The 14,639-nt window shown below is 36.7% G+C and carries 14 protein-coding genes; 11 read left to right on the top strand and 3 right to left on the bottom strand.

What is annotated here, in order from left to right; translation table 11 throughout:
* Nucleotides 1-20 precede the first annotated feature (20 nt).
* Complete coding sequence (locus MKY49_RS22255) at nt 21-656, top strand: RNA ligase family protein (RefSeq protein ID WP_312506387.1); 636 nt, start codon at nt 21-23, stop codon at nt 654-656.
* A 210-nt stretch (nt 657-866) separates the two neighbouring features.
* Here the strand turns inward: MKY49_RS22255 and MKY49_RS22250 are convergent, their stop codons facing one another.
* Nucleotides 867-2,057, bottom strand: coding sequence for a coenzyme F420-0:L-glutamate ligase (locus MKY49_RS22250; protein WP_274795009.1), 1,191 nt, complete (start codon nt 2,055-2,057; stop codon nt 867-869).
* A gap of 122 nt (nt 2,058-2,179) precedes the next feature.
* Between MKY49_RS22250 and MKY49_RS22245 the strand changes: the two genes are divergently transcribed.
* Nucleotides 2,180-3,097, top strand: coding sequence for a LysR family transcriptional regulator (locus MKY49_RS22245; protein WP_341387097.1), 918 nt, complete (start codon nt 2,180-2,182; stop codon nt 3,095-3,097).
* 15 nt (nt 3,098-3,112) lie between these two features.
* On the opposite strand, the gene MKY49_RS22240 is transcribed toward MKY49_RS22245, so the two are convergent.
* Complete coding sequence (locus tag MKY49_RS22240) at nt 3,113-3,994, bottom strand: LysR family transcriptional regulator (RefSeq protein WP_274795007.1); 882 nt, start codon at nt 3,992-3,994, stop codon at nt 3,113-3,115.
* A 113-nt stretch (nt 3,995-4,107) separates the two neighbouring features.
* Between MKY49_RS22240 and MKY49_RS22235 the strand changes: the two genes are divergently transcribed.
* Nucleotides 4,108-5,127, top strand: a complete 1,020-nt coding sequence (locus MKY49_RS22235) for a YeiH family protein (protein ID WP_341387096.1) — start codon at nt 4,108-4,110, stop codon at nt 5,125-5,127.
* A 106-nt stretch (nt 5,128-5,233) separates the two neighbouring features.
* On the opposite strand, the gene MKY49_RS22230 is transcribed toward MKY49_RS22235, so the two are convergent.
* Complete coding sequence (locus MKY49_RS22230; RefSeq protein ID WP_274795005.1) at nt 5,234-5,569, bottom strand: heme oxygenase; 336 nt, start codon at nt 5,567-5,569, stop codon at nt 5,234-5,236.
* Nucleotides 5,570-5,787: 218 nt separating this feature from the next.
* Between MKY49_RS22230 and MKY49_RS22225 the strand changes: the two genes are divergently transcribed.
* The 8 genes from MKY49_RS22225 to MKY49_RS22190 all read left to right on the top strand — a co-directional run bounded on the left by MKY49_RS22225 (nt 5,788) and on the right by MKY49_RS22190 (nt 14,627).
* Complete coding sequence (locus tag MKY49_RS22225; protein ID WP_312506389.1) at nt 5,788-6,474, top strand: response regulator transcription factor; 687 nt, start codon at nt 5,788-5,790, stop codon at nt 6,472-6,474.
* The gene (locus MKY49_RS22220; RefSeq protein WP_322611868.1) at nt 6,458-7,873 is read left to right on the top strand and encodes a sensor histidine kinase; all 1,416 of its coding nucleotides are present in this window, start codon (nt 6,458-6,460) and stop codon (nt 7,871-7,873) included. Before MKY49_RS22225 ends, MKY49_RS22220 begins: the two co-directional genes overlap by 17 nt.
* A 179-nt stretch (nt 7,874-8,052) precedes the next feature.
* A complete protein-coding gene (locus MKY49_RS22215) occupies nt 8,053-8,754 on the top strand; it encodes a polyphosphate polymerase domain-containing protein (RefSeq protein WP_312506391.1) in 702 nt (233 codons plus the stop codon).
* A 17-nt stretch (nt 8,755-8,771) separates the two neighbouring features.
* On the top strand, nt 8,772-9,455 hold the full coding sequence (locus tag MKY49_RS22210; RefSeq protein WP_274795000.1) for a DUF4956 domain-containing protein: 684 nt from the start codon (nt 8,772-8,774) through the stop codon (nt 9,453-9,455).
* A gap of 42 nt (nt 9,456-9,497) precedes the next feature.
* The gene (locus MKY49_RS22205) at nt 9,498-11,273 is read left to right on the top strand and encodes a CotH kinase family protein (RefSeq protein ID WP_341387095.1); all 1,776 of its coding nucleotides are present in this window, start codon (nt 9,498-9,500) and stop codon (nt 11,271-11,273) included.
* An 87-nt stretch (nt 11,274-11,360) separates the two neighbouring features.
* Entirely contained in the window at nt 11,361-11,963 is a 603-nt protein-coding gene (locus tag MKY49_RS22200; RefSeq protein ID WP_274794998.1) for a class I SAM-dependent methyltransferase, read from the top strand.
* A 420-nt stretch (nt 11,964-12,383) separates the two neighbouring features.
* Nucleotides 12,384-13,604, top strand: a complete 1,221-nt coding sequence (locus tag MKY49_RS22195) for an ABC transporter substrate-binding protein (RefSeq protein WP_312506394.1) — start codon at nt 12,384-12,386, stop codon at nt 13,602-13,604.
* 147 nt (nt 13,605-13,751) lie between these two features.
* Nucleotides 13,752-14,627 (top strand): branched-chain amino acid ABC transporter permease, encoded by an 876-nt coding sequence (locus tag MKY49_RS22190; protein ID WP_274794996.1) that lies wholly within the window; start codon nt 13,752-13,754, stop codon nt 14,625-14,627.
* Nucleotides 14,628-14,639 lie beyond the last annotated feature (12 nt).

Below are 14,639 nucleotides of genomic sequence, written 5' to 3'. Positions count from 1 at the left end.
TAGGGAAAGGGAGTGAAAATATGACGAAGTTAATGAAATATCCAAGAAGCTTTCATTTGCCATGGAGCAGAGGCTACACACATGATGATAAGGTTGCTAAAAATGTAAATCATTTTGTTGGGAAAGAGGTTGTTGTAACTGAAAAGTTAGACGGGGAAGGTACAACACTATATAAAGACTATATGCATGCTAGAAGCATCCATTCCGCTAATCATCCCTCTAGACATTGGGTAAAAACATTTCATGCGAGTTTTGCTTATCATATACCGAATGATTGGCGATTATGCGGGGAAAATGTGTATGCGAAGCATTCCATTTATTATAAAGCACTAACAAGCTATTTTTATTTATTTAGTATTTGGAATGAAGAAAATATATGTTTAAGCTGGGACGAAACAGTAGCATATGCGGCTGAATTAGGTATTGAAACGGTTCCTGTTTTATATCGGGGTATTTTTGATGAAGAAAAGATAAAACGTACATTTACTGGTAAATCAATATTTGATGGTGAACAAGAGGGATATGTCATTAGAAATATTGATGCATTCCATTATGATGATTTTCGATATAATTTGGGGAAATTTGTGAGACCACAGCATGTTCAAACAAGTGAGCATTGGCTACAAGAAGAAATCATACCTAATGGCTTAAAATAAAATGGAGCTAATGAAATTAAGGTGACGAATTATACAATAAAAAGGACTGAGAAAAATGTAATACTATAATAATCTTTCAAAAATTATAAACTATGAGGAAGTGTGCAAGGATAGCATATCCCTTTTCAAAGAGATTACAGGTTCGATTCCTGTCATCCTCATCATAAATAAAAATGAACTCTCTTCATTAGGACGAGAGTTCATTTTTGTTTATTTAGTGTAATTATCAAAGTAGCCTTGAATGTAAATCATAGGTGTTCCTTTATCACCTGAACCAGATGTAAGATCAGATAGGGAACCGATTAGGTCAGTTAAGCGACGAGGTGTTGTTCCTTGTGCAGCCATTTGACCAGTTAAATCCTCATCTTTATTCTGAATATATTCCGAAATAGCAGCTTTTAATTCCTCACCTCGAAGGTCCGCAAAATCATTGTCTGCTAAGTATTTTAATTTTACTTCGTTCGGTGTACCATGTAATCCCGCTGTGAACGCTGGCGAAACAACAGGATCTGCAAGCTCCCAAATTTTGCCTACTGGATCTTTAAATGCGCCATCACCGTAAATCATGACCTCTACAGTTTTGCCAGTAGCTTCTTTAATTTTTGCTTGGATTCCGTCAACAATTGGTTGGCAAGTGTGTGGGAATAATTTCACACTATCCTCAGTTGCTTTATTCGAGCCAAGAAGGCCATACTCCGCATTGAAGCCAGAACCGTTAATAGATTCAGCTAAAATGTTATCAAGGCTGTAAACTTTTTCTGCACCATTCGCTGTTAAAATACGTTTTGTGCGGAAACGTGTATGAATGTCACATGTTAAAATACTCTTTGTATAATTTAAAATTGTTTTTGGATTATTAGAGAAGATGACCTCACAGGAAGCCCCTTCCGCTTCAATTAACTCTTTATAGTATTCAATATAATCTACACCAGTAAATGTATGTTTTTTATAGCCAAAATGCTCGCGGAACTCAACCTCATTTAGTGTATCCGTCCATGGGTTAATACCTTTTACATCAAGCTCATCAATATCTACAAGGTGATTACCAACTTCATCGGATGGGTAGCTAAGCATTAATACAACTTTTTTTACACCTTTTGCGATTCCACGTAAACAGTTTGCAAAGCGGTTGCGACTTAAAATTGGGAAAATAACACCTACCGTATCATCACCGAACTTTGCCGCTACATCTACTGCGATATCGTCAATCGTTGCATAGTTACCTTGTGCACGTGCCACGACAGACTCAGTTACTGTGACAATATCACGATCCTCGATTGCATATCCTTCAATTTTTGCAGCATTTAACACTGTATCTACAACGATTTGTTCAATATTATCGCCCTCGTTAATAATAGGACCACGAAGACCTCTTACAACTGTACCGATTACACGTTCCAATTTAATCTCTCCTCATTCTCTCTAACGTCAAATGAAATAAAATCCATATGATTTTACTATACTCTTCATTAATGATATAAGTAAAATTAATAGTTCATATAATAGCTATAAGGGGTGCTTATATGATAGGGAAATTAGATTTATATCGCGTTTTTAGTGTTGTAGCAAAAAATAATAGCTTTTCGAGGGCTGCTAAGGATTTATACATGACACAGCCAGCTGTTAGTCAGGCTATGATGCAATTGGAGAAAGAGCTCGGTACACGTCTTTTTAATCGGACCCCGAAAGGTGTGACTTTGACCACAGAGGGCAGCCTACTTTTCGAATATACAAATTCAGCTTTAGGACTTCTAGATGCTGGAGAAGAGAAGTTACTGGAATTTAAAAATTTAACGACAGGGCAATTAAAGTTTGGGGTAGGAGATACCATTTCACGCTTCTTTTTAATGCCTTATTTAGAAGCGTTTCATACTATGTATCCGAATATTAAATTACAGATGCTAAATGGTACAACCTCTGAGATTTGTAATTTTATTAAATCAGGTGAGGTAGATATAGGATTTTGTAATTTTCCAATAGAAGATTCTACTTTACAGTTAACAGTATGCACAGATATTCAAGATATCTTTGTCTGCGGGGAGAAGTATAAAACACTATCATCTAAAAGTTTACGCTATGAGGATCTGTTGAAATTCCCACTTATTTTCCTTGAGAAAAAATCAAATTCACGAAAATATGTAGAAGATTATCTCCTTGCAAGAGGGATCTATATTGAACCAGAGTTTGAGCTAGGCTCCCACGATCTAGTGCTAGAGTTTGCCCGTAGTAACCTCGGCATTGCGTGTGTAACAAAGGAGTTTTCAAAGGATTATCTTCAACGAGGTCACCTCTACGAATTAACCTTAAAGGAAAGTATCCCGGCAAGAAGTATTGGTATGTGTTATTTGAAAACAGTACCTCTTTCTAGAGCCGCGACAAAATTTGTCGAAATCATTGAATCAAAAAGTTTGAATACGAGAAGGACAATCAGGAAAGCTTAGCGACTAGAAAAGTTGCTAAGCTTTCTTTTTTAATACATCAATGAGAATGTCGACATTGCGTTTATTTTTCACGGTTGGTGAGCAAAGATAAGAAAATGTCCGCATAAAATGCTGTCCTTCAAGTGGCAAAATGGTCATATCGCCATTTTTTAATTCACGTTCAATCACACAGGCAGACAGCAGGGAAAGTCCAAGTCCTTGGATAACGCTCTCCTTGACCCCTTGATTACTGCTAATAGTCAAAAGGGAATGAATCTGTAGACCATTTGCTCTGAATAAATGATCTAAATAATAGCGTGTTCCAGACCCTTCTTCACGTGCAACCCAACTTTGCTGTTGAAGTTTGTCAGCAGTAATAGGTTGTTCCCTTGTGAGAGGATGATTGCTGGCACTGACAATAAATAGCTCATCCTTCATAAATGGTTTAATCAATAGTTCATTATCATGAGCCTGCCCTTCTATGAGACCAATATCAACTTGCAATAATTTTGTATATTGAATGATTTCTTTTGTATTGCCAATAATAACTTGAAGCTCAAGCTGCGGGAACTGCTGCTGCAAGCCTGCTATGATGGGAGGCAATATATATTCTCCAATCGTAAAACTCGCCCCTATTACTAGTGTACCTTGGACCTCTTGATGGTAGGCTGCTATGTCTTCTCTCGCTGCTTCCGCAATAGCCATGATTTGTTTAGCTCTTTTATAAAGAATTTCACCAGTTGGTGTAATTTGTACAGACTTAGGTGAACGAATAAATAAGGTTGTCTGTAATTCCTGCTCTAGATTTTTAATGTGTAGACTAACACTTGGTTGAGAAATATGAAGTAATTCAGAGGTTTTCGTAAAGTTATTCACCTCAACTAGTGTGACGAAAGTTTTTAAAGCGTCGAATTGCATAGCTCCACCTCTATTATTAGAAATATTAATAATAACGATTATATATATGTATTTTACTAATAGTGTGCTTTTTAATAAAGTAATAATCAACAAGGGAGAAAGAAGTGAACAACATGGTTATAAGACAGAATAAAGAAAAATCCACCCTTACTCCAAATTTCTTGAAGGGAATATTGTTAACGCTCCTTATTGCTTTAGTAGCGAAATATATTGCTACATTCCCTTTCTTCTCTATTTTGGGACAGTTGGTTATTGCCATTATAGTAGGAATGGCTTGGCGAGCAGCATTTAAAGTACAGGATACCTGGCAAGTGGGGATTGCATTCTCTAGCAAAAAACTCTTAAGGTTGGGAATCATACTATTGGGCATGCGCTTAAATTTAGCGGATATCTATCATGCAGGTGCGAGCGTTTTCTTGATTGCAGTTATTAATTTGTTGTTTGCGTTAATGGTTGTCTACGGATTAACAAAAATGCTCAAAGTTGATGAGAAGCTAGGAATATTAACTGCCTGTGGGACAGCAATTTGTGGAGCAGCTGCTGTAGTGGCAATCGCACCACAAATTAAAGCAAATCAAAAGGAAACGGCAGTAGGGGCAGCAATTGTGGCCCTATTAGGAACTGTATTTACACTTATTTATACAGTACTCTACTCTATTCTTGACTTAACACCGACGGAGTATGGAATTTTCGCAGGTGGTACATTACATGAAATCGCCCACGTTATTGCAGCAGCTTCAGCTGGCGGGAATGAAGCAATTGATATAGCTGTCATTGTGAAATTAACACGTGTTGCACTGCTAGTACCAGTAGCCATTATTATTGGTATTTTCTATCGAAAAATGGATAAAAGCGAAGAGAAAAAGGGATTTACATTGTCTATTATTCCATGGTTTATTTTAGGGTTTTTAGCGATGAGCGCTATCAATTCATTAGGGATAATACCAGCGAATGTGGCGCAAGCATTTGTAAATATTGCTTATATTTTAATTGCTATGGCGATGGCTGGTCTTGGATTAAATGTCGAGATTAAAACATTTAAGGAGCTTGGTGTAAAGGCATTTATCGCTGGTTTAGTTGGTTCTGTCTGTCTATCCATACTGGGCTATATACTAGTCATATTTTTGACTTGATACGGGTCTGGACAGTGTCTAATTAAATAGAAAAAAGACCCTGCATGGTAGATCAGCGTGCAGGGCTTTTTAGATAGAATCAGAAGATAAGTATTTTAGTTGTTGTTTATGAACGTAAAGCTTCAATAGAAGTTGCTAATTCTGCAACTACGATTTTGCTACCGATAATTGGGCTATCAGCTTTATCTCCCTCAGAACCCGAATTTGGACGATGATGGGCTGCAGCAAATGCATCGCTATTACGCCATGCTTGGAAATGCTCCTTAGATTCCCAATACATATTTACACTCATTTCATCATAAGTAGGATCATCGGTTGAAATTAATACCTCTACTTTATGGAAGCCTTCAAATTGTTGAAGTGGTCCCGGCTTTGTGAAGTTTGGTGCCATTCTTGCAGCAAAGCCTGGCTTTACTTGAATACGATTAGTCACAATAATCATGCTATTACCCCCCCTTATTTTATTTTTGTAGGTCTATGAATGAATTATCAATGATTATCATTCGCAATCAATGATAATTGGCGTAGGAAGACATTGTCAATAGATGCCCCCTAGATATTCTCTTACGGGGGTTATGAGCAGGGGAAGGCTGACATTTAACTGACATAATCCGATGCTATAATAAAGCCAAAAGCGAGCTAGTAGCGAGGTGAATGACGATGGTAAACATACTAGTAGTAGAGGATGAATATGCAATAAGTCAGGTTTTAAAGGTATATTTACAAAAAGTAGGGTATGAGGTGTCACAATGTTTTAATGGTGGGGAAGCCTTGGATATGTTTCTTAAGACAAAGCCAGACTTAGTGTTGTTAGATATTATGTTACCAGAAAAAAATGGTTGGGCTATTTTACAGGAGATTAGGGAGTTAAGTACGTGTCCTATTATTATGCTGACAGCATTAGGAGAGGTTAATTACCGCTTAGAAGGATTTAATCATGGAGCAGACGATTATATTGCCAAGCCCTTTATAGCGGATGAGGTTGTTGCAAGAGTAAAGGCTGTTTTAAGACGTGCCGAAGGAAGCCTAGATTCATCCACAATAAAACGTTATGGATCGCTCCAAATTGATAGGAAAGCACATAGAGTATTTCTGGGAGGCGAAGAAATTATATTAACGCCAAGAGATTTATCGGTGCTTATGTTTTTAGTTGATCATCCTAATCAAACATTTACCCGTGAGCAGCTAATAGATCAAATTTGGGGTTGGGAGTATGAAGGTAGTGATCGTGCGGTAGATTTAGCAATAAAAAGGCTACGAAGGGCTTTAAAAGATTGGGATGTGAAAGAAGGAGAAATAAAAACGCTACGTGGATTGGGGTATCAGTTAAGTGTTCAAAAAAAATAAGCGTATATCCTTACTTCATTATTGGACAAGCCGTTATTTACTTACACTTTTTATAGGATTGGCTATCATTTTTCTCATCTCGGCAGCGTGGATTCGCCATACAACATTTGAAAATCGATTAGAATTAATGGAATTTTTAGCAGACGAGACGGTCTATCGTTTAACGGATACAACAAACCCAAATAATGGTCCAATTAATGGTATACCAGGTTTTATTGGGGATCGAGAGCGTTTTAATATGAGAGAAATAGATCCTATTTTATATGTCGTTGATACAGAAGGCAATATCCTTACAAGTAACCGACCCGTACCACCTGGTAGTGCTAAAAATGTAGCGGGCTTGTTGGACGATGAAGAAGGTACGAAGGAAATAACAGGGGGGCTAGAGCCTGAATATGTGGTGAAAAGAAAGATAGAAGGTAATAATCAGTTATTGGGCTGGGTACTTGTGAAGGAGAAGAAGGACAATCTAACAAGAGTTAACCAAGCATATGGTCAGCTTGCTTTATTAATTGGAGCATTAGCCTTATTGGGTTGGATTGCTATTTACTTCTTATCAAAACGTTTAGCTCGTCCAATTAAACAAGTAGCAGAGGCAGCCAAGCATATACAGGAAGGTAATTATACTGTTGATTTGCCTCAAGATAGTAAGGAAAAAGAGGTCTATGAGCTTGTTACATCTTTTGAAAATATGGCAAACAAATTAGAGCAGCTAGAGAAAACTCGAACGGAGTTATTAGCGGGCGTTACCCATGAATTGAAAACACCTGTTACCTCCATAAGTGGCTTACTACAAGCTGTAAAAGATGGTGTTGTAACAGGATTGGATGCCATGGATTTTATTGAAATGGCTATGGTTGAAACAACAAAAATGAAAACAATGGTCGGTGACTTACTTGCCTTTAACCATTTTGCTGTGGACGCAATTCCAGTTAAAATTCAGTCCGTGGATGTTAATCAGCTGTTGCGAGATGCCGTGGCGCAATGGGAAGTTTTACAGGATGAAGACAGTGTAAAAGTAAATTTACATTTGATTGAACAAGCAGTGTATGTACAGGTAGACATTGTCCGTATTCAACAAATCATGACAAACCTATTAACTAATGCTAAGCAGGCAATGGATAAAGGAACGATCACGCTCATACTAAAGGAGCGAGGGGATAAACTATCGATTATTGTGAAGGATACAGGTCACGGAATTCCTCTAGAGGATCAGGCTTTTATTTTTGAGCGTTTTTATAGAGGAGAGAATAAAAAATATACTATTCGTGGTTTGGGTTTAGGGTTACCTCTTAGTAAAATGATGGCACAATCCAGTGGAGGTGACTTGATATTAATTGAAAGTAATGCCTCAGGAACGTCCTTTGAGTTAGTGCTACAAAGAGCTACTTCGCTATAAAAGCGGAGTAGTTTTTTATTGTAAAAATAGTTGAAGAAAGTGTAAAGCTGACATCTGTCTGACACAAATGCTCTTTATAGTAAAAAGTGTAGACGACAAACAGAGAAGACGTAGTTTGGGATCGTCATACCGCCATATTTCAATGGTCAATGAAATTAAGTAGGGAGAGTGAGTGTGAAATGCCTAGAGTAACTTCATTTAATCCAAATGGGCGTAAGGAAATTAAACAAGCCATTTCCTATCCGGATTATACATTGTTAAAAACGAAGCTTCAGCATGTTATGCAGTTAGACAAGCATGCAGGTATGGACGGAAAATATTTAATTCGTAGTACGTATTTCGATAATTTCGCGAATAAAGTGCTGAATGAGAAGAAGGAGGGTTATATCAATCGAGATAAATATCGGGTACGCATATATGGAAGATCTAGTACCGTTATTAATTTGGAAAGAAAGAGTAAACGAAATAATTTAACGTTTAAAACTAAATGTGCAATATCTCAAACAGAATATGAAAAAATACGGGTTGGAGATTTATCATGGATGGAAAAAGACAATCGAGGATTAATTCAAGACTTATATCAAGAGATGTATTATAGCCAATTAAAACCTACAACGGTGGTGGATTATGAACGAGAGGCCTATATCTATCCATACGGTAATGTGCGAGTTACTTTTGATAGTAAGGTGCAATCAAGTCTGCGTAATACAGATATGTTTAATCAAAACTTGCCTATGGTAGATGTACTCGAGTCGAATCTTGTCATTTTAGAGGTAAAATACGATGAATATTTACCGGATATCATTAAGTATTTGCTACAGTCTGTGGATACACATGCTGAGGCCTATTCAAAATATCAACTTAGTCGGATGTATGGCTAATACAAAGGAGAATAAACATGGATACAATTAAATTTAGTGATATATTTAAATCCAACTTTTTAGAAAAAACAACTTCTTTTTCATTAATCGATTCCATTATTGGTTTAGTAGTAGCGTTTTTTATCGGACTTTTCATTTACGCTGTATATAAGAAAACCTTTAATGGTGTCATTTACTCCCATTCGTTTAATATATCATTGTTAATTATGACGATGGCAACAGCACTTGTCATAATGGGAATCAGCTCAAATGTTCTGTTATCACTTGGGATGGTTGGTGCTTTATCCATTGTACGATTCCGTACACCTATTAAGGATCCAATGGATTTAGTTTATATTTTCTGGGCAATTGTTTCAGGTATTTTATGTGGTGCAGGTTTTATCCCATTAGTCATTATAGGTGCTGTATTAATTGGGCTTGTACTACTAGTATTCGTTAACAAAATTACAGTAGAAAACCCTTATTTATTGATTGTTAAGTATGAAGAAGAGCGAGCAAATGCTGAGGTGGAGAGAATTATTGCCACACAAACAAAAAAATTCGCCCTTAAGTCAAAATCAATAATGCAAAATGAAGAAATTGAAACAACATATGAAATTCGTGTCAAACAAAATGATGCTCAATTGATGGATGAACTGACAAAAGTGACTGGTGTAAAATCTGCCATCATGCTTAGCTACGATGGAAATTTCACAGCGTAATGACCTCATTAATACAAAGGATTACAAAGAGAGGTGCAAGCTATGATTAAAACACGAATAGTCTACCTGTTCATGGCAATATTACTCCTTCTCTTTGTCGTTATATATGCTGTTCTTCCAAATGTAGGAATTAAATCGAAAAATTCTGAGTTTTCCTATGAGAATCTAGTATTTAATAACAATAAAGTAACGACAGTTGATATCGAGATAAATGAGGAAGAGTGGGATGACATGCTCGAAAATGCAGCTGCTGAGGAGTTAAAACAGGCGGATATTACAGTAAACGGCAAAAAAATTGAGAATGTTGCTATTCGAACAAAAGGAAATTTATCATTACGATCGGTTGTCAACAGTGACTCTGATCGTTATAGTTTAAAAATTGATTTTGATTATTATGATGATACTCAAAGTTTATATGGACTGAAAAAATTAAATTTAAATAATAATTATAGTGACGCTACACTGATGAGAGAATATATATCTTATGAATTGATGGAGCAAATGGGTATACCAACGCCTGCACATTCTTATATGTATGTTACAGTAAATGGTAAGGATCGAGGTTTGTTTTTAGGAGTAGAAGCAGTGGATGAGACATTCTTAGCTAAAAATTATGGCTCTAATGATGGCTTTTTATTTAAGCCAGATGGGGTAGGCAGTGATCTGAAATATATAAGTGATAATATAGCAGACTATACGGGCATTGGATTGAAAACTAATGAAGGCAATATAGATCAGTCAAAGTTTATTGAAATGCTAGATGCTATAAATAATAACGGGGACATAGAAAAATATATTGATGTCGATGAAATGTTACGCTATTTTGCCGTCAATACGGCGCTTGTAAATTTAGATAGTTATCAAGGAAATATGAAACATAACTACTATTTGTACGAACAGAATGGAGTTTTTTCTATGATTCCTTGGGATTATAATATGTCCTTTGGTGGCTTTGGTGTTGGAGGAGACAGAGGAAATAGTAAAAATACAGCCGACGATTCTACTATGATGCAAAGACCGTTAGAGCAAAACAATGAATCACTTGATCAGGATTTTAATGGAAATAAGCAACGGCAGGGCGGTGGCTTTAACATGGGAATGGGGATGTCGAGCAACTTATTAACCGAGAGTGCTATAAATTTTAGTGTAACGACCCCCGTTTCTGGCACAACGTTAGAGGAGCGACCACTGTTGAATGCCTTGCTTGCACAAGAGGAATATCGTAATAAATATGAAAGTTATTTAGAAGAGTTTGCCACAACATATTTAACTGAAGACTATGTGCAATCGATTACTAAAAAGTTAGCAGTTTTATTAACTACTTATGTTGAAGCAGATCCAACTAAATTTTCTACCACAGAGCAGTTTTTAGAAGCGGTTGAAGGTGAAAATAGCTTACCTGAATTTGCTAAACAGCGCTCTCAATCTATTTTAAAGCAACTGTCGGGTGAACTTGTCGTAGAAGCCTCTACAGCCTCTCAGAATAGGGGGATACGCACTCCAAATGAAAATGGTGAAATAAATTCTATGCCAGATGATTTTGATGCGAGTCAGCTCCCAGAGGATTTTGATCCATCACAGGGCCCACCGTTTAACAAGGAGGGCAATGGTCCAAGAGAAGGACAGAATGGGGAACAAATGCAACGCCCGGATGAAAATGGAGATCTGATAGGTATGCCTATGCCGAATGCGGCTATTGAAACATCCTATCGAGCACCTGTTATCGATAAACAAACAGTATTTACAGCAGTTGCTTGCCTAGTGATTCTTCTCCTAGCACTCCTCTTTGTTGTTCGATTCAAGCGTAGGGGTCAGTAAAAAAGTAACCATATCCAAAACTTTTGGGTATGGTTTTTGCTTTTTATCGTGCTAAAATAAAGCATTCTTTTCAGAGGAGTCTTTCATATGAATGAACAGCAGTTTGATAAACTTTTGCATATTAACACGGTTGGAGAACAATATGGTTTTCCTAAGCTTGCACACTACCATCGTTATGAGCCTACACCCTACAAAGGATTGGAACAATTATTTGCAGCATATGAGATGCCTGATCATCCTGTATTTATTGATATGGGGTGTGGAAAAGGGCGTGTTCCTATTTATGTGTACCATAAATTTCATATTCCAACCATTGGGGTAGAAATGGATGCAGGGTTTTATGCAGAAGCTGAAGATAATAAACGTAATTATCTCCAAAAGGTACGAGCACATGCACCTATTACATTTATTCATACGATAGCTGAGGCTTATGAAATAAAGCCACGCGATAATGTATTTTTCTTTTTTAATCCTTTTTCGATTCATATTTTTCGCACAGTCATTCATAATATTTGGAAATCCTATGAGCAGCAAATGCGAGATATTCATATAATTTTATATTATCCACCATATGATTATTTACAGTTTTTACATCAGGGAACGCCATTTGAATTACTTCATGAAGTTAATTTAGAAAATGAAACAAATATTAATGAACGTCTTTGTGTATTCGTATTAAAAAAAGCTTAGAGCCTTGGAGAAACCCGTTCTAAGCTTTTTACTATTTTCAAATATTACACAGTTTTAAGTGACGTGAATGAGAGTTTCATGATTATTTGCGCGATTATTTTCAGGGAAATAATCGTAGTAGTAATAGGAGACATTATAATTAGCTAAACTTTATTGTGAAAAAGTGATTCTATCTAAGAGTTTAGCACTAGATTAAAAACCTAATTAAAAGATAATTCACAAATAACTAACTATACTGAAAAATCACTCTAGACTAAATATAAAGAATGTTTTACAATGTAAAAGGCTTATATGAATAATATTTTTCATTTGTTTAAGGTAGTTATAAATAATTATTTTTGCTATTGAGCAAATGAATGTAATTGTTTATAATTATCTGAAATATCTAATATTTGAGAAACTTTCAGGGGGAATTTAATTATGAAAGAGAGCAAAAAGCTTAAGAAGTTCGGTTCACTTTTAGTAGCATCTTCATTACTTGCTGGTGTTCTTGCGGGTTGCGGTAACGGAGACGATTCAAGTTCTGGTGGAGGTTCTTCATCAGGTGGAGGTTCATCTGACGGCGATACAATTAAAATCGGAGCAAACTTAGAACTTTCAGGGAATGTAGCATCTTATGGTTCTTCAATTGGTCTAGGCGCAGAACTTGCTGTAAAAGAAATTAATGATGCTGGCGGTATTGATGGTAAGAAAATTGAACTGATTAAAGTAGATAATAAATCTGAAAACTCTGAGGCAACTGCGGCCGCTATTAAACTAGCAACACAAGATAAAGTAGTAGCAATGCTTGCACCTGCAACATCGGGGAATACAGTAGCAACGGTTCAAATTGCTAATGATAATAAAATTCCGATTGTTACTGGTTCAGGTACGGCTCCAAATATTACAGTGAACGAAGATGGTAGTGTTAATGAATATGCATTCCGTACTTGCTTTATTGACCCATTCCAAGGGATTGTGGCAGCTAACTTCGCTTCTGGTGAGCTAGATGCGAAAAACGTAGCTATCTTCGCAGATAACGCATCAGATTATGCAAAAGGTTTAGCAAAATCCTTTAAAGAAACGATTACTAAGAGTGGCGGAAAAGTTGTAAAAGAAGAAGCATATGTAGCGAAGGATACAGACTTCCGTACACAATTAACAAATATTAAAGCTGCAAATCCAGACTTTATCTTTATCCCTGGATATTATGAAGAAGTTGGATTAATCGTAAAACAAGCACGTGAGATGGGTATTGATGTACCTCTAATGGGTGCTGATGGTTGGGATTCTCCAACTTTAATAGAACTAGCTGGCGCTGATGCATTGAATAACACATACATCACAAACCACTATTCTGCTGAAGACCCAGATCAAAAAATTCAAGATTTCGTAAAGGCATTTAAAGCTGCAAATGGAGACAAAGCGCCTGACGCATTCAACGCACTTGGATATGACTCAATTTACTACATTGCGGATGCGATTAAACGTGCAGGTTCTACGGATGGGGAAGCAATTAAAAATGAATTGGCTGCAACAAAAGATCTTTCTTTAGTAACAGGTACATTCTCAGTTGACGAAAATCATAACCCAATTAAAACAGCAACAGTTCTTGAATTTAAAGACGGTAAACAAGTGTTCAACTCTAAAGTTAATCCTTAATGTTTTGTAAGCAAGGGGAGGCGGGTAAACACGCCTTCCCTTTTTTATGTTTAAGATAACTAGAATGGTAGAGTAAATCATAACTTTTTAGTAAAGATGTATGTACTGATTTTTCAATTTTCAGACAATTCAAAGGAGTGAATACGCATGGAATGGATACAGCAGCTTGTGAATGGTATTTCACTTGGAAGTATCTACGCGTTAATAGCGTTAGGGTATACGATGGTATACGGGATTATTAAGCTGATTAACTTTGCTCATGGTGATGTCTTCATGATCGGGTCATTTATTGGCTTTTACGCAATTGCTAAATGGGAGCTTGGCTTCTTCCCGGCATTATTATTGGCCATGGCCATTTGTGCAATTTTTGGTGTTTTAATTGAACGTATTGCCTATAAACGTCTACGAAATGCAACACGTATCGCAGCGCTAATTACAGCGATTGGTGTGTCGTTGTTAATTGAGTATACAACGATTTTCTTCAGAGGTGCTCAACCGGCAGCCTATCCTGAAGTTTTTAAGAATAAATCATTTGATATTTTCGGGGTACAAATTAGCAGTACATCCATCTTAATTTTATCAGTCGCAATTGTACTGATGATTCTTTTACAATTCATCGTACATAAAACAAAAATTGGGAAAGCCATGCGTGCCGTTTCCCATGATGCGGATGCAGCTCGTTTAATGGGCATTAACGTTGATAATACAATCTCTGCAACATTTGCTATTGGTTCAGCTTTAGCTGGTGCAGCAGGTGTTATCTTCGGTGTTTATTATACAAAAATTGACCCGTTAATGGGGGTAATACCAGGAGTTAAGGCATTTATCGCAGCTGTTCTTGGTGGAATTGGTATCATTCCTGGAGCTATGGTCGGTGGTATGTTACTAGGTGTTGTAGAGTCATTAGTAAGTGCTTTAGGCTTCTCGTTATGGCGTGATGCTGCAGCATTCGTTATTTTAATTTTAATCTTAATCTTCAGACCATCGGGTATCTTTGGTAAAAACGCCCGTGAGAAAGTGTAGGTGAGCGGTTTT

This window comes from Lysinibacillus sp. FSL M8-0134, assembly GCF_038069745.1.
Classification (GTDB): domain Bacteria; phylum Bacillota; class Bacilli; order Bacillales_A; family Planococcaceae; genus Lysinibacillus; species Lysinibacillus irui.
Note: the sequence above shows the minus strand (reverse complement) of the source record. Positions and strands in the feature narration are given on the sequence as shown.

What these genes read in the sequence shown, in the direction of transcription:
- MKY49_RS22245 (WP_341387097.1), top strand. Translation starts at nt 2,180, where the DNA reads ATGATAGGGAAATTAGATTTATATCGCGTTTTTAGTGTTGTAGCAAAA.
- MKY49_RS22190 (WP_274794996.1), top strand. Translation starts at nt 13,752, where the DNA reads ATGGAATGGATACAGCAGCTTGTGAATGGTATTTCACTTGGAAGTATC.
- MKY49_RS22210 (WP_274795000.1), top strand. Translation starts at nt 8,772, where the DNA reads ATGGATACAATTAAATTTAGTGATATATTTAAATCCAACTTTTTAGAA.
- MKY49_RS22240 (WP_274795007.1), bottom strand. Translation starts at nt 3,994, where the DNA reads ATGCAATTCGACGCTTTAAAAACTTTCGTCACACTAGTTGAGGTGAAT.
- MKY49_RS22195 (WP_312506394.1), top strand. Translation starts at nt 12,384, where the DNA reads ATGAAAGAGAGCAAAAAGCTTAAGAAGTTCGGTTCACTTTTAGTAGCA.
- MKY49_RS22200 (WP_274794998.1), top strand. Translation starts at nt 11,361, where the DNA reads ATGAATGAACAGCAGTTTGATAAACTTTTGCATATTAACACGGTTGGA.
- MKY49_RS22225 (WP_312506389.1), top strand. Translation starts at nt 5,788, where the DNA reads ATGGTAAACATACTAGTAGTAGAGGATGAATATGCAATAAGTCAGGTT.
- MKY49_RS22215 (WP_312506391.1), top strand. Translation starts at nt 8,053, where the DNA reads ATGCCTAGAGTAACTTCATTTAATCCAAATGGGCGTAAGGAAATTAAA.
- MKY49_RS22230 (WP_274795005.1), bottom strand. Translation starts at nt 5,569, where the DNA reads ATGATTATTGTGACTAATCGTATTCAAGTAAAGCCAGGCTTTGCTGCA.
- MKY49_RS22205 (WP_341387095.1), top strand. Translation starts at nt 9,498, where the DNA reads ATGATTAAAACACGAATAGTCTACCTGTTCATGGCAATATTACTCCTT.
- MKY49_RS22255 (WP_312506387.1), top strand. Translation starts at nt 21, where the DNA reads ATGACGAAGTTAATGAAATATCCAAGAAGCTTTCATTTGCCATGGAGC.
- MKY49_RS22235 (WP_341387096.1), top strand. Translation starts at nt 4,108, where the DNA reads ATGGTTATAAGACAGAATAAAGAAAAATCCACCCTTACTCCAAATTTC.